Annotated in this window: 22 protein-coding genes; 11 read left to right on the top strand and 11 right to left on the bottom strand. The window is 48.7% G+C overall.

Annotated elements, in window-relative coordinates:
• Positions 1 to 28: 28 nt before the first annotated feature.
• Complete coding sequence (locus tag HP398_RS07445) at positions 29 to 622, bottom strand: phosphatidylglycerophosphatase A family protein (protein ID WP_017250306.1); 594 nt, start codon at positions 620 to 622, stop codon at positions 29 to 31.
• Positions 623 to 802: 180 nt separating this feature from the next.
• Here HP398_RS07445 and HP398_RS07450 point away from each other — a divergent pair, with 180 nt between their 5' ends.
• Positions 803 to 1,507, top strand: coding sequence for an alpha/beta hydrolase (locus tag HP398_RS07450; RefSeq protein WP_017250307.1), 705 nt, complete (start codon positions 803 to 805; stop codon positions 1,505 to 1,507).
• Between the two features lie 2 nt (positions 1,508 to 1,509).
• On the opposite strand, the gene HP398_RS07455 is transcribed toward HP398_RS07450, so the two are convergent.
• Positions 1,510 to 1,668 carry a hypothetical protein gene (locus HP398_RS07455; RefSeq protein WP_017250308.1) on the bottom strand — a complete coding sequence of 53 codons (159 nt, stop codon included), beginning with the start codon at positions 1,666 to 1,668 and terminating at the stop codon, positions 1,510 to 1,512.
• A gap of 145 nt (positions 1,669 to 1,813) precedes the next feature.
• Here HP398_RS07455 and HP398_RS07460 point away from each other — a divergent pair, with 145 nt between their 5' ends.
• Both HP398_RS07460 and HP398_RS07465 read left to right on the top strand, forming a co-directional pair.
• Entirely contained in the window at positions 1,814 to 2,323 is a 510-nt protein-coding gene (locus HP398_RS07460; RefSeq protein ID WP_017250309.1) for a YjcG family protein, read from the top strand.
• 78 nt (positions 2,324 to 2,401) lie between these two features.
• A complete protein-coding gene (locus HP398_RS07465; protein ID WP_017250310.1) occupies positions 2,402 to 2,857 on the top strand; it encodes a GNAT family N-acetyltransferase in 456 nt (151 codons plus the stop codon).
• A 105-nt stretch (positions 2,858 to 2,962) separates the two neighbouring features.
• Here the strand turns inward: HP398_RS07465 and HP398_RS07470 are convergent, their stop codons facing one another.
• Positions 2,963 to 3,862 carry an NAD(P)-dependent oxidoreductase gene (locus HP398_RS07470; protein ID WP_017250311.1) on the bottom strand — a complete coding sequence of 300 codons (900 nt, stop codon included), beginning with the start codon at positions 3,860 to 3,862 and terminating at the stop codon, positions 2,963 to 2,965.
• A 200-nt stretch (positions 3,863 to 4,062) separates the two neighbouring features.
• Between HP398_RS07470 and HP398_RS07475 the strand changes: the two genes are divergently transcribed.
• Positions 4,063 to 4,578 carry a TetR/AcrR family transcriptional regulator gene (locus tag HP398_RS07475; RefSeq protein ID WP_017250312.1) on the top strand — a complete coding sequence of 172 codons (516 nt, stop codon included), beginning with the start codon at positions 4,063 to 4,065 and terminating at the stop codon, positions 4,576 to 4,578.
• 105 nt (positions 4,579 to 4,683) lie between these two features.
• Positions 4,684 to 5,106 carry a DUF3995 domain-containing protein gene (locus tag HP398_RS07480; protein ID WP_017250314.1) on the top strand — a complete coding sequence of 141 codons (423 nt, stop codon included), beginning with the start codon at positions 4,684 to 4,686 and terminating at the stop codon, positions 5,104 to 5,106.
• Positions 5,107 to 5,168: 62 nt separating this feature from the next.
• Here the strand turns inward: HP398_RS07480 and HP398_RS07485 are convergent, their stop codons facing one another.
• Complete coding sequence (locus HP398_RS07485) at positions 5,169 to 6,014, bottom strand: PHP domain-containing protein (protein ID WP_017250315.1); 846 nt, start codon at positions 6,012 to 6,014, stop codon at positions 5,169 to 5,171.
• 106 nt (positions 6,015 to 6,120) lie between these two features.
• On the opposite strand from HP398_RS07485, the gene HP398_RS07490 reads away from it, so the two are divergent.
• On the top strand, positions 6,121 to 6,483 hold the full coding sequence (locus tag HP398_RS07490; RefSeq protein WP_017250316.1) for a hypothetical protein: 363 nt from the start codon (positions 6,121 to 6,123) through the stop codon (positions 6,481 to 6,483).
• On the opposite strand, the gene HP398_RS07495 is transcribed toward HP398_RS07490, so the two are convergent.
• Together HP398_RS07495 and HP398_RS07500 are read right to left on the bottom strand one after the other, a co-directional pair.
• Positions 6,453 to 7,382: an MBL fold metallo-hydrolase gene (locus HP398_RS07495; RefSeq protein ID WP_017250317.1), complete on the bottom strand. Its 930-nt coding sequence runs from the start codon at positions 7,380 to 7,382 to the stop codon at positions 6,453 to 6,455. The two genes, HP398_RS07490 and HP398_RS07495, sit on opposite strands and share 31 nt — an antisense overlap.
• A gap of 9 nt (positions 7,383 to 7,391) precedes the next feature.
• Entirely contained in the window at positions 7,392 to 8,114 is a 723-nt protein-coding gene (locus tag HP398_RS07500) for a YitT family protein (protein WP_173622278.1), read from the bottom strand.
• 285 nt (positions 8,115 to 8,399) lie between these two features.
• Here HP398_RS07500 and HP398_RS07505 point away from each other — a divergent pair, with 285 nt between their 5' ends.
• Positions 8,400 to 9,764, top strand: a complete 1,365-nt coding sequence (locus HP398_RS07505; RefSeq protein ID WP_173622279.1) for a hemolysin family protein — start codon at positions 8,400 to 8,402, stop codon at positions 9,762 to 9,764.
• Positions 9,765 to 9,835: 71 nt separating this feature from the next.
• Positions 9,836 to 12,250, top strand: a complete 2,415-nt coding sequence (locus HP398_RS07510) for a UvrD-helicase domain-containing protein (RefSeq protein ID WP_173622323.1) — start codon at positions 9,836 to 9,838, stop codon at positions 12,248 to 12,250.
• A 149-nt stretch (positions 12,251 to 12,399) separates the two neighbouring features.
• On the opposite strand, the gene fabI is transcribed toward HP398_RS07510, so the two are convergent.
• The 3 genes from fabI to HP398_RS07525 form a co-directional block, all read right to left on the bottom strand.
• Positions 12,400 to 13,173: an enoyl-ACP reductase FabI gene (gene fabI, locus HP398_RS07515; RefSeq protein WP_016742464.1), complete on the bottom strand. Its 774-nt coding sequence runs from the start codon at positions 13,171 to 13,173 to the stop codon at positions 12,400 to 12,402.
• Positions 13,174 to 13,269: 96 nt separating this feature from the next.
• Positions 13,270 to 13,437, bottom strand: coding sequence for a hypothetical protein (locus HP398_RS07520; protein ID WP_174224066.1), 168 nt, complete (start codon positions 13,435 to 13,437; stop codon positions 13,270 to 13,272).
• Between the two features lie 39 nt (positions 13,438 to 13,476).
• On the bottom strand, positions 13,477 to 14,202 hold the full coding sequence (locus HP398_RS07525) for a ZIP family metal transporter (protein WP_017250322.1): 726 nt from the start codon (positions 14,200 to 14,202) through the stop codon (positions 13,477 to 13,479).
• A gap of 233 nt (positions 14,203 to 14,435) precedes the next feature.
• Here HP398_RS07525 and HP398_RS07530 point away from each other — a divergent pair, with 233 nt between their 5' ends.
• Positions 14,436 to 15,053, top strand: coding sequence for a MerR family transcriptional regulator (locus tag HP398_RS07530; RefSeq protein WP_017250323.1), 618 nt, complete (start codon positions 14,436 to 14,438; stop codon positions 15,051 to 15,053).
• Positions 15,054 to 15,207: 154 nt separating this feature from the next.
• A complete protein-coding gene (locus HP398_RS07535; protein WP_017250324.1) occupies positions 15,208 to 16,296 on the top strand; it encodes an HD-GYP domain-containing protein in 1,089 nt (362 codons plus the stop codon).
• A 41-nt stretch (positions 16,297 to 16,337) separates the two neighbouring features.
• Here the strand turns inward: HP398_RS07535 and HP398_RS07540 are convergent, their stop codons facing one another.
• Positions 16,338 to 17,018, bottom strand: a complete 681-nt coding sequence (locus HP398_RS07540; protein WP_017250325.1) for a TerC family protein — start codon at positions 17,016 to 17,018, stop codon at positions 16,338 to 16,340.
• Between the two features lie 86 nt (positions 17,019 to 17,104).
• Here HP398_RS07540 and HP398_RS07545 point away from each other — a divergent pair, with 86 nt between their 5' ends.
• Positions 17,105 to 17,626: a hypothetical protein gene (locus HP398_RS07545; protein WP_017250326.1), complete on the top strand. Its 522-nt coding sequence runs from the start codon at positions 17,105 to 17,107 to the stop codon at positions 17,624 to 17,626.
• A 219-nt stretch (positions 17,627 to 17,845) separates the two neighbouring features.
• On the opposite strand, the gene HP398_RS07550 is transcribed toward HP398_RS07545, so the two are convergent.
• Positions 17,846 to 18,844: a hypothetical protein gene (locus HP398_RS07550; protein WP_217368554.1), complete on the bottom strand. Its 999-nt coding sequence runs from the start codon at positions 18,842 to 18,844 to the stop codon at positions 17,846 to 17,848.
• Positions 18,845 to 18,988 lie beyond the last annotated feature (144 nt).

Consider the following 18,988-nt stretch of genomic DNA (forward strand, 5'->3'; position numbering starts at 1 on the left):
AGACAAACTTCCTCATCGCAACCCTAACCTACCCCGCCTGCTCCGTCCCTTTCCCTTTCTCCTCGACACGCAGCTCGGCTTCCTGTTGCTTCAACGCCTCATTTCGTGTCAATTCCGCCTCCTGCTCATCTCTCATCCGATGGGCCATACGGCTAGACGCATTGGCTGCCACACTCGCCACGAGGTCGTCCAAAAATGTGTGAACACGTCCCTCTCCCGACTTGGTATCCAGCCTTTTAATCACCCCGACCTTGTGCTTATCCAAATGGCCAAAGGTGGTCACCGCGATACTTCCATATCCAAATACGGAGCCTAGCGCCAATGTTTCGTCGCATCCGAACAGTCCTTCATCTGACGCGATGATAGATTGGAGCGGCTCGGACAAGAGGCCCTTCTCTGCTAACGTATCCAACTCAACGCCAACCAGGATGGCGTGCTGCATTTCCCTTTTTTCCAAGACCGCTTTCACGCTCTCGATGCACTGCGCCATCGTGAGATCTGGATGGTAAGGTGATTGCATGAGATAGACGATCTCTGCGATATCATCCATCGTCACTCCGCGTTCTGCCAAACGTGCGAGAGCAGCGTTTCTGACTTCGATGCTGTGTACTTGCTTCTTCATATAAGAGACAACCCCTTCCACAAATCGAGTGAAGTCGTTTCCTACCATAGTATCACACGCTGACCAAATTGCGACAATCTTTCGCCCACAGCCTGACTGACCCTGCACCCAAACTGTTGGGCATGCCCGCTCACTCCTGTATAATAATGAATAGAAGATCCCAATAAGGAGGACACCGCAGTGGCCCTTGAGGAAATCATCTTGGAAAGCCGGCATTTGGGGACGCCGGAAAAGCTGATTGTCTACACACCCCAACGCTACTCGCCACTCTACTCGTATCCAGTCCTTTATGTGCAGGACGGAGAAGATTACTTGGCAATGGGCAGGATGGCTTCTTTGCTAGATCAATTGAATCGGGACAAAGAATTGCCTGATATCATCGCTGTCTTTCTCCCTGTTGAGAAAAGCAAACGGAACGACCGCTATCATCCGGATGGCAAGGAGCATATGGCCTACCGTCGCTTCCTCGCCGATGAAGTCGTGAGCTATGTCGATACGCATTACTCCACACATCCTTTGGGGAACGCACGAACACTTCTAGGCGAATCTTTGGGCGGGGTTGTCTCTCTGTTCACTGCTCTTCACTATCCCCATACGTTTGGACAAGTTGCCTGCCAGTCGATTGCCATGGACGCAAAGTTAAATCGTCTGATAGCTGAAGCTGAATTTTCCGTGCCGCAGACCATTTATTTGGAGATCGGGACGGAGGAAACGGCAGTAAGCACGGGCCGCGGCACATTGAATCTTCTTGCGGCAAATGAAGAGCTTCGCGAGATTTTGGGCACGAAAAAAGCCACCCTCGTTTATGAAACGTTTGAGGGTGACCATACGTGGGGCCACTGGCAGCGCAATCTGCCGCGTATGCTTAAGACGCTTTACGGGTAAACTTACCGTGGCTGTTCTTCTTGTGGACCTTCATCCTTGATAGTCGATACGAGTGCTTCTTCGAATTCTCCTTTTCGTATCGCAGTCAAGATCGTGAAGGTCAGCACAGACAGTAGAAGCAGAACCAGAAAAATGAATGTGATCATCATAGCCGTATACATGCAGTGCGGCACCTCCTTGCACTACACAGTCTTTCCTTTGACACAAGGAATATACAGACCCACGCTTAACATTACACAAATGAAGAATTTTCTGTTAAAATAATATCTTGTAGAGCATGATAGATAGTAAGGAGGAGTGGTTCTGATGATGTACAGTATCGTTATATTCCCATCTAGCAAGGTGCAAGAAGTAGCCAATTCTTACCGGAAACGTTATGACCCGGGCTATGCTTTGGTTCCTCCGTATATCCGTTTGAAGGAAGCCTTTGAGCTGGACGAAGCCAAGCTTCCTGAGCTGGTGAGCCATCTGGAGCAGGTTGCCTCCTCTACCGACAGCTTTTCGGCTCATTTCCATCGGGTATCTTCTTTCCACCCTACCAACAACGTGATCTATTTGGCTGTGCAAAACAAAGAACCATTTAACGAGCTGCATCAAAAGATTGCCAATCAGTGTGTGAATGAAAAAGAAACCTACGCATACGTACCGCATCTGACCATCGGGCGCGACCTGTCCGACGATGAGCTGCGGGATGTAACCGGCCAACTGAGCATGGCAAAAATTGACCTGAACAGCGAGATTGATCGCTTCCACTTGGTTTATCAACTCGAGGATGGCATCTGGAGCGTTTACCAGACTTTCCTTCTCAAAAAATAAACACCCTTTCCTCAATCATCAACCCTCCCTGCGTATCCGTCGTAGGGAGGGATATTTTCTAACAAAGGACGAATACCGATGAACCTGCAAACCTACCAGATCCAAAGAGTCACCACTGAACAAGAATTGGCGGATGCCCTGTCCGTACGCCGAGTCGTTTTCATCGAGGAACAGGAAGTACCAGAAGAGTTGGAAATAGATGAGCATGATACATTGGATAGCGGGACGATTCATTTTGTAGTCTACCGCGAAGGAAATCCAGTGGGGGCAAGCCGTCTCCGTACCTACGCACCTGGGGTAGGAAAAATTGAACGGGTAGCGGTTGCCAAAACAGAACGCGGTACCGGACTGGGCCGCCAAATCATGCTCGCGATGGAAGAGTTGGCCAAACAACACGGGTATGACAGCCTGAAGCTGAACGCACAGACGCAAGCCCAACGGTTTTATGAAAAGCTCGGCTATGAACCTTTTGGCGACTTGTTTGATGATGCGGGTATCGAGCATATTGCGATGGTCAAATCCATTCGCGAATAACAGAAGCTACGTGCAGCCCCATCCCTCAGATAGAAAAACAACCTCGTTTTCGCTATGATCATCATGCGAAGCGAGGTTGTTTTTCATTGGCACCCGAGAAAGGCATTAAATCAGCTGTGGTTTCCGGATTGCCTCAATCACTCGTTCAAAAGAGTCTGCACCGTGGCCCTCTGCTACTTTCTGTGTGGCCAATGCTAGCAACGGCGTTAACCAATCAACGGGGATTCCCTGTTCCTTACTGGCATGGATAATGTGTTCAAGTCCGAGTTTATTCGTATTCATGTTGGACACATCGGTCGTGAAGTTTCCTTCATCACGTGCACGTGCGGCAACCGGATCTGATAAGAGCGGGGCAATCAAGTGATGAATCCAGCTGGTTGCGTATGGAAGAAACTCTGTCGCCGTTATGTTTGCCGTACTTAACAAGGCATGCGCATGCAGAGAACCATACCAAGCGCCATACATCATGGTGAGCAGCGACAAATCGTAGATCAACGGCACGCCATGGTCTTCACTGAGATAGGCAGCGTTACCTCCCAGCAGCTTCAATGTCGGTTCATATGCTTCAAATAGCGCCTTCGACCCGCCGTAGAAAATGAGTGTTTCAGGCAGTCCAATCATTTGAGGAACAGCCATAATCGCTCCATCGAGATATTGCCCACCGCGCTCGCTTACCCACTTGGCAGACTTGCGTGCATCCTCCGGGGTTCCGGTGGTAAGGTTAACGATGACACGCCCTGATAATTCATTTTCCAAGGGCTCTAGCAGGTCTTGCATGACTTTGTAGGTCGATAAGCAGACAACGACCAAGCTGCTTGCCGTGATTACCTCTGCTACACTGCCCGCCAGCACTGCTCCCTTCTCGACGAGACCTTTGGCTCTATCTGCTGAACGGTTCCAGACAGTCGTTGGATGACCACCATTTAGAAAAGCATCCGCGAGTGCTACTCCCATATTGCCAAGGCCAATGACTGATACAGACGCTGGAATTGATGTTGATTTCATCGTTTGACACTCCATTCATTTTATACTTTGCAAGTGAGATGATCTGACGCTACATGCAAGATCTATCTCTCTTGATTGCGATTCTAAAGGTTTACACTAGTGTGAATGTCAATACAAAAATCAATGCTTCTTGACACTTCACTCCCGGTGGAATAACATGGAACCAGAAACATACGATACCGTATCTTTTGAGGTGAACCATGCAATACGTACGTGAAGATTGGATTCGGGCAGGACTTGATATGTTGGCTGAAGCAGGCATTGACGCTGTTCGTGTGGAACCTCTCGCCAGAAAACTGAAGATCAGCAAAGGGAGCTTTTATCATCACTTTCCAGATCGTCAAGCGCTACTGGACTCCATGATCGAATATTGGGAGGAGCATGCGACAGAGCGGATCATTCGAGCGCCACACGCTGACAACATGTCGTTGGAACAGCTGTTGTCGAGTGTTTTTAACAGCGAGCGAAAAATCGAAGCCGCTATCTACAACTGGGCGAAGCAGCATCCTGCCCTTTCCAAACGTCTCGTGGAAATCGAAAAGCGCAGAATCGGCTTCGTGGCCACATTATATGAGAAAAAAGGGCTGGCTTCCGCTGAAGCAAAGGCACGCGCCCAGCTCGCGTACCTCCTCTATGTTGGTTGGCTCGTGCGCCGAGAGCTAGAAGCACCTTTCGATATGTCCGAACCCTTGCATCATTTTATGACTTGGATTTGATTCCCCTCTCTGCCTGACAGGCTATACTGCGCAGAGATTTTTTTGCCCAAAACATACGGATGCGTATCTTTCACAAAACCTTTTAAATCAATAGGAGGCATTCCCATGACGCATGTTTTCCCCATCTCATCTGCTATCTTCTTAGTCATCGTGTCCTTGCTGCATTTTTATTGGGCCTTCGGAGGAAAATGGGGGACCGATTCCGTCATTCCCACAACAGCTGATCATTCACGTCGAACTTTTTCCCCTCGGAAAGGCGGAACGATCGTCGTTGCCTGCTTGTTGACTTGTGCCGCTTACCTTTTGCTTGCCCAGAGCGGTTATCTCCCACCCGTTATAACCCGTTCTTTGATTCAATGGGGATGCATTGTCTGTGCCGCTGTATTTGTCCTGCGGGCTGTGGGAGACTTCAACTACATTGGCTTTTTTAAAAAAGTAAAAAATACGAAGTTTGCTCGTCAAGATACGGCATTGTTCACCCCTCTATGCTTGTGGTTAGGGATATCATTTCTACTCGCCTTGTTATAGGTTCACAAAAAGCCCTCTTCCCATAAAAGAGAAGAGGGTCCTTACCATTACGTATGGATGAATTACGCCTTCCGCTTCGCCGCAATCGCACGTATCTGTTCAACAGCATCCATCGTTGCGGTATGAGAACCGAGCATCGCATGAAACGGCTCCTCTCCACGCCAGCCATGGAAATCAGAACCGCCCGTTATAACAAGTCCGTATTGTGCTGCCCATTTGCTGTAGCGCATTTTTTGTACCTCATCGTTGTCCGGGTGGTTCACTTCAATCCCGTCCAATCCGAATACAATCAACTCCTGGACCAGCTCATCATCGTCATACAGACCCGGGTGAGCCAGCACCGCCACTCCGCCAGCCTCTTTGATCAGCGTGATTGCTTCCTGCGGGGTAATGCGTGGAGGATTGACATAAGCAGCTCCCCCTTTGCCCAAGTACTTATCAAAGGCCTCCGCGATCGTTGAAACGATCCCCAGCTCAATCAGTTCTTCTGCAATATGCGGTCGCCCGATGTTTTTGTCCGTGCCCTGCTTGCGGCGGTATACCTTTTCCAATGAAATGTCGATACCGAGCTCCTGCAGCCGTGCTATCAGCAGTTGGTTACGCTCATGTCTTGTCTCTCGCAAACGGAAGAGACGCTCTTCAAAAGCTGGGTCTTCATACGGGACAAAATAGCCGAGAACGTGAATATCCTGCCCCTTCCCTACGGAGCTCACTTCGACTCCCGGAATGATTTCCACGCCGAGTGCGCGGGCAGCCTCCATTGCTTCTGGAATCCCTGCTACCGTGTCGTGATCCGTGATCGCCAGTGCAGCAAGTCCAGACTCCTTCGCCAAACGTACGTTTTCCGCAGGTTCGCAGGTACCGTCTGAAGCCTTTGTATGTGTATGCAAATCTGCTATAAGTTCCATCCTCGTCCACTCCTTCTTTTCTTTTTCTACAAGTCTGAATTGATATTGCCGTACATAGTATGAGAATAAGCTCGATTTCTCAATGGTTGAACCGAGGAGGATGTCCATGCGGTTAAAAAACAAGACCCTTACCGGTGTCGTTCAGCCACTCTCTTATGTTGACAAAATGCTGCGGCAACAAGGCTTTCATCGATCAGGCGGCGACAGTATGCCAACATACGATGTCGTCATGTACGACTCCGCCAGCAGCAGCGCATATTTTTTGCGCATCCCGACGAATTACACCAGCACAACGACCGGAAAAGGGGAACTGAATGTCAAACTGGGTCATCCGTATTTGGAAGCAAAGTTTTATATGAACACCGCATCCGAAGAAGTTTTTTTCATTCCCAAGGCCGTCCGCGAAGCTGCAGAGCATAAGCTAGCAGAAATCGCCGATTACCTTTCTGCTCCCTCCGCTCCATCCTGAACAGTTCTCCACAACCACCGATTATGTTCAAATCGGTATGCCACCCTCTTTGTTTTTTGAAGCCCGACCAAGTAACCCATAAACGCCGTCCGAAACAGGACGTAGCTCGAAGCATTTTCTATGGAAATGTGTAAACGCTCACACAGGAGAGTTAATGCTTCTTCTGGTGTTCTCTCCTCTACTAAAATGTCGCAGATCACCGAGAAAATCCGCTCATGCCAAGCAATATTTTTGTTCACGGCATCATGAGAGGTGGTGGTATATGCTCCGTGCCCAGGCAAGTATCCCCTGTAGTTGGTTGCAAGCAGTTTATGAAGACTGAGTAGAGTCTCATGCGCATCCACAAGAAACGGCAGCTTGTGCTTTTCCAAAACCTCTTCGCCTAAATAACTGTCGGCAGCGAAGCAAATCTCGTCACAGACGACGCCAACCTGTTGCCAGCTATGCCCCGGCAGAGAAAGGATAAAGAAAGGTACGCCATCTATCTCGATCCCTTCATCCAGTGGAAGGAGGTGGTCCACCCGAGAAGGTTGCGCCAGCAAAAACTTGTTTTTGAGATCCTCAAGTGGTGCTGCACCCACGTTCAAGTAAATGGGCTCAAGTATCGGATTCCGAATGATCGCCTCTTCCAGCGGTGGCGCATAGACCCTTGCTTCGGGCCAGCATCCGAGCAAGTAGGCGTTTCCACCGAAATGGTCGGCATGAGAGTGTGTCTGAATGATTGCACACAAGGGCTGGGCGATAACGTCCAGTCCTTTTTTGATTTTTTTTGCGTTTTGGGTATCCAGACCAGAATCAATCAGGATTGCTCCATGCTCACCAATGACGAGGCCTATGTTAACATGACCGGGAAAATAGCCGACACGCTCCGTTATCATTTGAAATGCTTGTCCAGACACAGCACTCCCTCATTTCATCCTTTTCCTATTTATTTTCTCCAAAATATCGCCTTCCCCTTCCCCGTTCCTATTTCTCGTGTTCTTGTTTACATAGAGCCGCGACGAGCGACCATCTATTTTGGGCGAAAGAAGCGGGCCAATGATCGTATACGGTGGTAAAGGTCGTCCGAGTCCACTGAACATATGCGTAGTCGCTGCCACTGCGACGATCGTCAGCAAAGAGAAAATCATTCTCTCCATCCCGATCGTCTGAATCGAGCCGAGTACGATCAGCCCATCGATTAGAAAAATCAGCAAGGCAATGCGCAGCTTGTATCGTCTGGCAAGAAATTGCGCGAGCAGGTCTGTCCCGCCCGTATTCGTCTCGTAGGCAAGCATCAAGCCGATCCCCATGCCAATTAACACGCCACCAGTAATTGCGGAAAAGGATGTTGACCATAGATTCCAACCACGCATATCCGAGAGAATATCTATAAAGAAAGCAGAAATCAGCATGCCGTGAAAGCTGTGAAAAAACAATCTGCGATCATAAAAAAAGACGATGACATACACAGGAATACTTACCAAAATCATCACGAGACCCGGAGGCATCTGCATGTAATACGTCGCCAACAAACCGATCCCAATCATGCCCCCGTCCATCAGGCGGTGCGGAACCAAAAACAGATTGACTCCTATGCCTAGAAGCACGCTTCCTGTGAGAATCGCTACACCTTTTTGCAGCCAGTACACGTTGCTCCCCTCCTTGGACCGTGCTCGTTTATATTTATGATCAGAAAGAAGCAGGTATGTCCAAGCATTGCCTAAGAATGCGCTCGTTCAAATCGGAACGTTTTGACTGTTCGGTTGACCTATTGGTATACTTACGAGTAACAAGAAAACCTGAGGCATGGCTCATGAAAAGCATATCCATTGCAGGTTTTAGATCGAATATTTATCCGTTTTTGGTCGTACATGTAAAATACCATTATCGTATCGGAGGTGAATTCTCCACCTTTCGCACTGCGGGAGGCGGAGGTGTGCTTGGAGAGTCCGATAGGGGAGATTACGCTGAATCTGCTGCTCGTGGTATTTTTGGTTCTTCTGAACGGCTTCTTCGTCGCAGCAGAATTCTCGTTGGTAAAAGTTCGCCAAACACGTCTGACTCAGCTCGTCAGTGAAGGCAATAACAAAAGTGCCCGCTACGCGCAAAAAGTCACGCGAGAGCTCGACGCCTATCTGTCCGCCTGCCAGCTCGGAATAACGCTGGCTTCATTGGGGTTAGGCTGGGTAGGTGAACCTGCCGTCGCCCATTACGTCGCGCCCGTCATGGCATTATTTCATTTCCCAACTTATTTGGTCGGTCCGACCTCACTTGCAATCTCCTTTGCTATTATCACATTTTTACATATCGTCTTCGGAGAGCTTGCGCCCAAGTCTTTGGCGATCCAAAAAGCAGAGGCCACTTCCCTATGGACTGCTGCACCACTCATGTTTTTCTACAAGCTGAGCTATCCGCTCATCTGGTTTTTAAACGGAGCAGCCAATTTACTGATCAGACGCCTTGGAATCGAGCCTGCCACCGAAAACGAATCTGCTCATACAGAAGAAGAAATCCGCCTTCTCATGAATCAGAGTCATAAAAGTGGTCACATTGACCAGACCGAGATGGCGTTGGTCGACAATGTCTTCGTGTTTTCCGAACGTCTTGCCCGGGAAATTATGATCCCACGGATTGATATGATTTGCCTTTACGACGACAACACGTTTGACGAAAACCTCGAAATCATGAGAGAGTCTCGCCATTCACGCTTTCCCGTCGCCCATGAGGATAAGGACAGGCTGATTGGCTTTGTGCACACCTCAGATTTTTACCTCTCTGCGTTGACGACAGGAAAGGCTGAGCTAAATGATTTTCTCCGCCCTCTATTGACGGTGCCGGAGTCTATGGAAATTAGCCATGTCTTGCGCTTAATGCAAAAACGCCGCTCCCAGCTCGCCATCGTGATTGACGAATACGGAGGTACAGCAGGGCTGTTAACGATGGAGGACATTTTGGAGGAAATCGTCGGTGATATTCAGGATGAGTTCGATGAAAATGAGCGCCCTGAAATTGAAGAAAGCTCCAGCAATACGCTCTCGGTTTCCGGCAAAACTCTCTTGACAGAACTGAATGATTACATATCGATTGAAGTCGTTTCCGACGAAGTCGATACCATTGCCGGATGGCTCTACAGCCAGTTAAATGAAGAGGTCGCGAAAGGCAAAACCGTCACATTCCAAGGCTATCTTTTTTCGATCAGTGAACTGGAAAACCATCGCATCACACGGGTGAGCATCACGTATTTGGGAGCAGAAGATTCGTCCGCTGTCCCGGAGGACATCGTGTCGTTACACTCCTAATCGAAAAGAACAACCATAATGGCAAGTGTCCCCTGCCGACAGGGGGCACTTCTTGTTTCCGAGGTGTCATGATGAACTACGCTTTACTAGACAACAAACCCATCCTGTTGCTACCAGAGAACTACAACCGCATACCGTTTTGGCGCATGGCTGCCCGGCAGGACAAGGTACGCTGTCCAGCCTGTGCATCAGCGCTTCGTCTTCATGCTGGCATTAGCTTTGAGCCGCATTTCTTCCATCCTGAAGGAGCAGAGTGCCCGCTTCTGACGGAAAATGGTCCAGCTCCTCTCGATTCGCTACAAGCGATTAACGAGACGGCTGCCACTGCCTTTCAGGCTGTCTTGACTGCTACGGCCGAAAAGGATCACAGCGACAGTGACGACAACACGAAAGAACCACTCGCTTTCTCAACCAAGGAACACAGTGCATCCATAGACGAAGTAGATACAGCGACCATCGGCTCCTTTCGCCTTCCGAAAAAGAGAACGATTGGCACGAGCACGACGCCTCCCCCGCCAGCTCCGAAGCCACCGGTTTTCCGCAAACGCTTGATGCCGAAGAAGACCATCTCTCACATGGCTGAGCAAATGCGTGATCAACCGCTGCATCCGGGACAACAGCAAGCGGTGCACGCTACCGAGGGACCTTTTCTAATCCTCGCCGGAGCCGGAAGTGGCAAGACGCGCGTTATGACGGCTCGCACGACTCACTTGATCTGTGAGTTGGGCGTAAAGCCGAATCAAATCATGGTCGTGACCTTTACGACCAAAGCCGCCGATGAAATCCGTCAGCGCATTGCCCGGCAGCTACCCGCTGGACAAGCACGTGAGCTGATTGCCGGTACGTTCCACAGCATCTTTTACCGAATGCTCCTACATCACCAGCCAGAACGCTGGGATCAGCAGCGCCTCTTGAAAAAGGATTGGCAAAAATGGCGGTTGATGCGTGAGACTGGCGCACTGCTCGGTCATGATGACCTTGCCACGTTAAAAGAAACAGAGATCACCGAAGCACTCGGCATTATCAGCCGTTGGAAAAACGAATACATCCTCCCCCATGAGGTCGCGTATCGGGAAGCAACGAACGATGCAGAAAAACGGGCGATCCAGCTTTATCCTCTGTACGAGGCCACGAAGAAAAAGCATCATTGGTTTGACTTTGACGACATGCTTATTGGCTGCTACGAAATGCTGCGCGATGATTCAGGACTCCTGCGCCGTTATCAGGAACGCATCACCTATGTGATGGTCGATGAGTTTCAGGATATCAATCGCATTCAGTATGAGACAGTCAAGCTGCTAGCTGCTCCACAAAACAATTTGTGTGTCATCGGGGATGACGATCAGTCCATTTACGGCTTTCGCGGCAGTGATCCCCAGTACATCTTGGGCTTCACCAAAGACTTCCCACAGGCGTCGACTTTTACACTCGAGGTCAACTACCGTTCCCATTCTTCGATCGTCAGTCTTGGCTACTCGCTGATCGGTCACAACCGGGAGCGTTGGGCAAAGGAATGTCAGTCCTTTCATCGCGAGGAAGGCGACACGTATTTATTCGAGCCGGAAGACGAAGAAGAACAAGCTTCCCGGATCGTCGATGAAATTATTCATCGTCGTGAGCAAGGAGCCATTTTGGGTGAATGCGCGATCTTGTACCGCACCAATGAATCTGCACGCCCCATTTTAGAGCGTCTGAGCGAAGCAGGGATTCCTTTTCATTACACGCAAGAGGAGGATTCCTTTTACCAACGCCAGACGGTTCGCTGGACGCTGAATTACTTACGGCTCGCGTTAAACCCGGATGACACCGATGCGCTTAAAGAAATATTGTCGACTCTCTACATCTCAGCCGAAATGTGGAATGCCTTGCGCAGCCAAGCAATCATCGAGGACAAGCCGATTCTGCACGTTCTTCCGCATTTGACACAGCTCAAACCGTATCAGCGCAAGCACATGCAGCAAATCAATGATATTCTCACCGCGTGCAAGGACGTTCCACCTGCTCAGGCATTGGAGCTCATCTTTGAGGATGGCAAACTGCGCGACTATCTAAAAAAACGCGCGAAAGACCGGGAAGATGGCCGGGAACGTTGGAGCGATGAGCTGCAACAAATACTGGCAGCTTCCAAGCGTCATGCGACAATCAGCGATTTCTTGGCTTATATCGATCAAATGGCGCGACAAGAAAAAGAGTGGCGCACGATGCGACCACTCCCGGACGAAGCTGTTCATGTTTTAAGTATCCATCGGGCAAAAGGTCTCGAATACGACCACGTTTTCTTGCCCGATCTGGTAGAAGGTGCCCTTCCTCATGAGTACACATTGGATGAGCTGCGAAAAGGCGGCTCCGGTGCTCTTGAAGAAGAACGTCGTCTCCTATACGTCGCGATTACCCGGGCCCGTCACAGCTTGTGTATCGGTATCCCCCGGGAGCGATTCGGACGAAAGACCCGCACCTCCCGCTTCATCGCCGAGATGGGCAGGTAAGTACTGAAAGCCGCCCCCCATATAAATCAAGAATTCTTCCATGTTCGTAATTAATGGAAACATAAAAAACAGGCCCCCTTTCACGCATTTTTGGTATAGTATGCGAGAAATAGGGGCCTGTTATTCTTTTTCGGGAAATTTGCTTCTGGTTAGCCGCCCATAATGCTGTAGCCAGCATCGACGTGCAGAATTTCACCCGTGATTCCTCTGGAGAGATTGCTGAACAAGAAGAGGGCCGTGTCGCCTACTTCCGATTGATCAATCGTGCGGCGCAATGGCGCTTTTTCCTCAATTTCCTTCAGCACGGAGTTGAAATTGCGGATGCCTTTTGCAGCAAGCGTACGGATTGGACCAGCAGAGATCGCATTGATACGAATATTCTCTTTGCCCAAGTCGTTTGCCAAGTAACGAACAGATGCATCAAGCGCAGCTTTGGCTACACCCATTACGTTGTAGTTTTGAATCACGCGCTCACCGCCAAGGTACGTCAAAGTCACGATGCTTCCGCCCTCGGTCATCAAAGGACGAGCAGCACGAGCAACTGCTACCAGGGAGAATGCGCTAATGTCTTGTGCCAGTGCGTATCCTTCACGGGATGTGTTGACATACTCGCCTTCGAGCTCTTCGGTTTTCGCAAACGCGATGCAGTGCGCTAGACCGTGAATAACGCCCACTTTTTCTTTGATCACAGCAAAAGCCGCTTCGACATCCTCATCCTTCGTGACATCGCAATTTACCAACAGCGACTCTACTCCCAATTTTTCCGTGAGTGCCGCCACGTTTTCACGCAGACGCTCCCCTTGGTACGTAAAAATCAGATTCGCTCCAGCATTATGTAAGGATTGCGCAATTCCCCAGGCAATGCTGCGGTGGTTTGCTACGCCCATGATGACGATGTTCTTTCCTTGCAACAATGTATTCATTATGTATCTGCCCCTTTCCCAACTTATTCCCCTGCATTATAACCGATCTTGTCCATGGATACGAGGGGATAAACGAGAGGGGCCGTACAAAAACATTTAATCGGTACTTCCGGCCTGATCGGTTAGCGCAGTTAGAGCTTCAGAGGAAGCCCACGATTCCTGCATTGGATTCAACGATGTCCCCATGACCGGGAATTCAGTCAGTGACTGCAAGAGATCGTCTGTTTGCAATTGTTCTTGATGGTTCATACTGTCAGTCCACACTCCCTTCCTCCAGACTAGACTGGCTAGGAATGGGACCTTTTATGCATGCAAGTGGTTCGCGTGTAAAAAGGCAGACAAAATCAAATACACGGCCATGGCACCAACAAAATAAACTCCGTACTGTGCCTTTTTGGTTTGTCCGATATAAGGGACGAGATGGCTAGCGGATACATACAAAAAGATACCGGTCGTCATGGCCAACATAATGCCAGACCAATTCGAAGGAAACATTTGCTCGGCAAAGCCAAAACTGAGAGCTCCTGCAATCGTCGCGATTCCAAGGGATGTCGCCCCCCAAAATGCTTTCTTTCTCGAGTTGGTCGCTGCCAGCAAAAGAGAGGCAATGGTCACGCCATCTGGAATTTTGTGCAGCAGCATCGCCACCAACACCGATACCCCTACTTCTGAATCCATCTGCAAGCTAGCGACTAATGAGACCCCTTCGACAAATGCATGCAATAAAAAACCTGTCATGACCCCAATGATTCCCGTGGAGCCAAACTCTCCGCTAGACTTGCTGATTAGTTCCAGAGCAAAAAGCATCACAAAGCCAACGAGCACAAATGGCATCAACCACAAGCTCTTGTCAGAAAAGACATGTGGCATCAAATCTAGTAGCGTTATCGCTAGCAGTAGCCCAGCGCCTGCACTGATCATCGCAAACAATGCCTCGGATGACCAGGCACGCAAACACAACAGCAGTCCTCCGATACTGCTCGCCAAGGCAGCAGTCAAAAGGACAATCCAGAAAACAGATTGCATCATCCGGTCCTCTCCTCACCCAACGAGCAAAAACATGGTTTCTCCTTCCATATGTACGCGCCTGTCCCGGTCATTATGAGCAGTCAACCAAATTTGACAAAATACGACGATCTGTCCGAATCGGACGAAAGATCACTAGTTTTTAGAACCTTTGTCGATTCTCTCTTACCCGGAAAATTTTGGTGCTATAATGAGTCCACCGGGAATACCGAGAGGAAAAAAAGGAGTGATTCTGGATGGATGTACAAGTTTGGATGGCTTCAAAAGAGGTAGCTGATCGCCTTGATGTGCATGTTCGTACACTGCGTAACTGGCTGGACTTGTTCGTACCTGCACAGGAACGTCTGAAAAATCCGCAGGGTCACTATTTGATCAGCGAAGCAGGCTTTGAACTGCTCAAGGAAGTAAAGGAAAGAAAAGACAGCGGCAACAGCTCGTTAAAAGATATTCAGCGCCAACTGATAGAAGAAGGACGTCTGTCCGAGGAAATGCTCCTGGAAGAAGAACTCACAGGTGCAGAAGAAACCGCCGTTACGATTAGCGCCACAAACAAGCTGGGAACAGGCATGCGAGAAGTGGAAGTGACTGTCCACGAGACACTCGTCCAATTTCAGCAGGAGCTCACACAGCTCTCCTCTATGAATCATATGCAATCGACCATTCTGCAAAAAATTGCGGATATAGAAGAAATGCAAGAGTCCCTTCGCTTGGAAATGCGTCGTGTTACTTTTGAACTGGATCTCATGCAGCAGCGCTTGACTCGTCGCAAGGAGCGCTATGCCCGCTACGAACCTCGCTGGTCACTCAACCCTTTCCGCTGGTTTACACGTTCAGATCGCGCAGCCGAGCAATAATCGTGTTTTTTTATACGGAAAAAAATGACAATTAAGAGAATAACCTCAACAGCGGTAGTCTCCCCATGTTCTACTGTGATAAAATGGTACTATATGAACTGACTGAAAATCAGGACTATTTACATTCCACCATAAAAGGACTGGGGCTTTCGTTGTGAGAAAATTGCATATTACTTCGGTAAAGCCGGGCGATGTCATCGCCAAGAGCTTGTTCCAGGAAAATGGGAACGTTTTGTTGGGGATCGGGGTACAACTAACCCCTCGATACATTGAACGGCTTGTTCAATTGGGAATTGATACCCTTTACATTCAAGACAAGCACACAGAAGATATCATGCCGGAAGATGTAATCCGCGATGAGACGCGTAAAGAAGCCGTGGATGCCGTGTACAAAACGATGACCACCCTCATGGATCAGCCGCAGATCAAGCGCCGTACGTCCGTACCTGATTTCGGGAGCAGTTTTCAAAAGGTTTTTCGGGAAATCTTTCAAGATTTGAGCAGTCGTAAAGATATCTTGGTCAACCTATCCAGTCTTCACGTATTGGATGGTTACCTTTTTCACCACGCAGTCAATGTCGCCGTTCTGTCTGGTGTGGTAGGGATGGCCAAAGGCTACAACCAGCAACAGATGATGGAGTTGGGCATTGGTGCGCTTTTGTTCGACATCGGCATGACACAGGTTCCTAAGGAGCTCTGGACCATGCGTACGGAGTTAAGCGCAGAAGAACGACAACGTGTCCAATACCATACCGAAGAAGGCTTCAATATTTTGCGGAATCAACATAATATCTCGGTCGTCTCCGCACACTGTGCGTTGCAGCACCACGAGAGATACAACGGAACAGGATATCCCCGTCAGCTCTGTGAGAAAAACATTCACGAGTATGCACGAATCGTAGCAATCGCTGATGTTTACGATGCCTTGGTTTCCCCGCGCCCATTTCGGAAAAGCTACTCGCCGAGTGATGCTACCGAGTATTTGTTCGCTACAGGAAACACCTATTTTGACCTCGACCTGCTCAAGCTATTCCTGCAGCACGTCGCTATTTATCCAATTGCTTCAACTGTAATGCTAAGTACAGGGCATACCGGGGTCGTTTCCAAAGTGAATCCATTGGCAGTGAATCGACCGACGATCCGTATTCTTACCAATGAAGATGGATCTGAAGTAGCCTCCACCTATGAAGTCGATCTCTACGATAAAGAATGGATGAGCGTGACGATCGTCAAAACCTTATAGGCCCGCGACAAAGCTGAGATTTATTATTCATCTCAGTTTTTTCATGCGTGGGTACGTGGTGTTTTCGTACGTTGCAAATATCCCGCAACTAACACGAGAGCGACCAATCCAATTTTGATCGCATATTCGAGCCAAGCCCTCCCCGCGATCCACTCATGCATTGTATCATCCATTAGAATCATATTCACCGCTGTTACAGCCAGGACACCTGAACCAATATAAACAAGCCATACAAAGCGCTCCATTGCTTTTAGAATGAGCTGGCTGCCAAAAATCATGAGAGGCACACTGATCAAAAGGCCCAGCACGATGAGGACGATATCTCCTTTCGCTGCTCCTGCAATGGCGAGTACGTTATCCAGTCCCATCATCACATCTGCCACCACAATCGTCTTGACCGCTTGAACCAAGTCTTCACTCGAGCTGATTGCTTCCTCTCGCTCGTCCTCGCGTAACAGGTTGTAGCTGATCCATAGCAGGATAATTCCGCCGATCATGTACAGATACGGGATTTTCAGCAAATAAACAGCAAGAATCGTAGCGATCACACGTACGATGATAGCAAGAAACGTCCCCCACAATATGGCTCGTTTTCGTTGTTCGATAGGAAGCTTCCGACAAGCGATGGCAATGACCACAGCATTATCTCCACTTAATACGAGGTTGATGGTAATGATGAGTAGCAGCGACGAAAAAAAGGCAGATTCAAACAAAGGATGCACCCTCCCAGAACTTTTTAAGCCCTACTCGCCACCCTTGTACGGTACCCCTGATTTTTTGTATGATGGTAACGAGGAGGGTTGTCGAAATGTCGAAACAATTCGTTATAGAAGCGATCATGTTGGCTATCTACGGGGAGTTGATGGTCCCATCGCAACCAGTAGAATATCTGATACCCGCGTCGACAATCTATGAATTGGACGAATTTATCCAGAGTCCTGAACCTATCATGCCCTACTCTGCTGATGATCAGTATGTCCGGCGGATTATGAAAGAAATGAGCCAATTTTTTGCCGATCCATTCAATCGCAAGCGAATGGAAAAAGGACTGATAGCCCCATGGTCCAAGGTTCCCTTTTCTTTTCCGAACGGTGTGACACTGACAGTCGTAAAAGTGGAGGACAACGCCATGTGGGGGGAGATATTTGATCCCGTAGAGACACAGCTATTGTTGACGGCCATGAAGTTTGAGGTCCCACTTCTCACAGACCAGCCTGATTATCAGGATCGGATATTGGAATATATCGTGCCTGTTCAATTTTACGATGTGGATGATTTTGATTTCGCGCTTGAGCAAGGAATCTCATTGAACGATCTTCGTGAACCATAATCATGAAAACAGACCGACGAGCCTGACGCTTGTCGGTCTGTTCTTTTTGAGACAAATGAAAAAGGTAGAAGGGAGCCGTCACTCATCAGTCAGGTTCTGCTGAATCAAAAGGATGATTCAGCTTGAAGTTGTCCCAACATTCGGTACAATCTCTGAAGCATGGCGTCTTGGCTGCCCTGCTCTCATCCTTCCTATCATTTGTATCCTGGCATCGAATAGTTAATAAGATTTGACGAATACCACTGGACCATTATGATAGAAAAAGCCACAGAATTCAGTGTATCTGCCTCTGCAAATGGTTCTTGGGTCATAACCTAAACCAATAAGCCGCCCACAATCATCTCTGTTTTTAGCTGGTGTCGCTCCTGGTTTGTGGCCCCACAACGCACCATGAGATCCATCCGTGACTAGCCGATAGAAGTGAAAATCCGAATCAAGTGGTCCGCCTGGTTTAATTACGCATCCAATCATCAATACGTTCAATGAGCTAGGTGAGCAGTGATGACTCCAACCATCGGCGTACAGACCACCCATCACTTCACTACAGGTATTTTCCCTTGCTGGACGGCCTCCGCGGAGGCCAGGGTGAGCCCAGCGCCCTCCCCCCAGATGATTACTGGCGAAGGCATAGCAATTATTATTAGCGATTTGATGAGGTTCATTGAAAGCGGTTACGTTATTATTGTAGTACATGGAAGCGCAGACCATTGATTCGGAGACTTCACTACTAGTATCTATGGTTGGATCAACAACTTCAGTGGGCGAAGGTAATAAAACGACACCACTTGCAGCCTCTTCACGCAGATTGTCCGTTACTTTACTGTTTTTCTTTTCTGATGTTTGCAAAAGCCACTCAGTAGCGAGGGCTTGCTTCGCTGGTTTACTTCCAACACGGAACTCCATGGGGAGTGGACTTTCCATTTCCCGATTGGTCCTGCTCCAAATCCCTTCATCCGTCTTAATCTCGCGGACAATAAATCCACGATAGCCAAGACCAAACTCCTCCTCAGGGGTATACACTGGTGAAATTTGCGTCGGGTCGGAGGTTATTATTTTAAGTAGTTCCTTCTCTTCGGTCTCAGACAAAATCCATTTGGGATTGGGCCTTCCTGAAAAGATATCTAGTTCTACTTCTAGCATGATAAATAACCCCCAATAATATTTTTGTCTTCGTACTACAAAGGGATTTACGCTTGCAATTGTTTGTTGCATTTTCATTCCGAATGTCTCCAAACAGTAGGCTGACCATTTCATGAAATATCATTCATATAAGAAGTAGAAAATTCTCCTAATTGCTTTAATCCAGATCCGAGTCAGCTAGATTGTCACATTGGAGTTAAGATAACGCGGTTTGGCTTGCGG

This window comes from Brevibacillus sp. HB1.4B, from assembly GCF_013284285.1.
GTDB classification, from domain to species: domain Bacteria; phylum Bacillota; class Bacilli; order Brevibacillales; family Brevibacillaceae; genus Brevibacillus; species Brevibacillus porteri.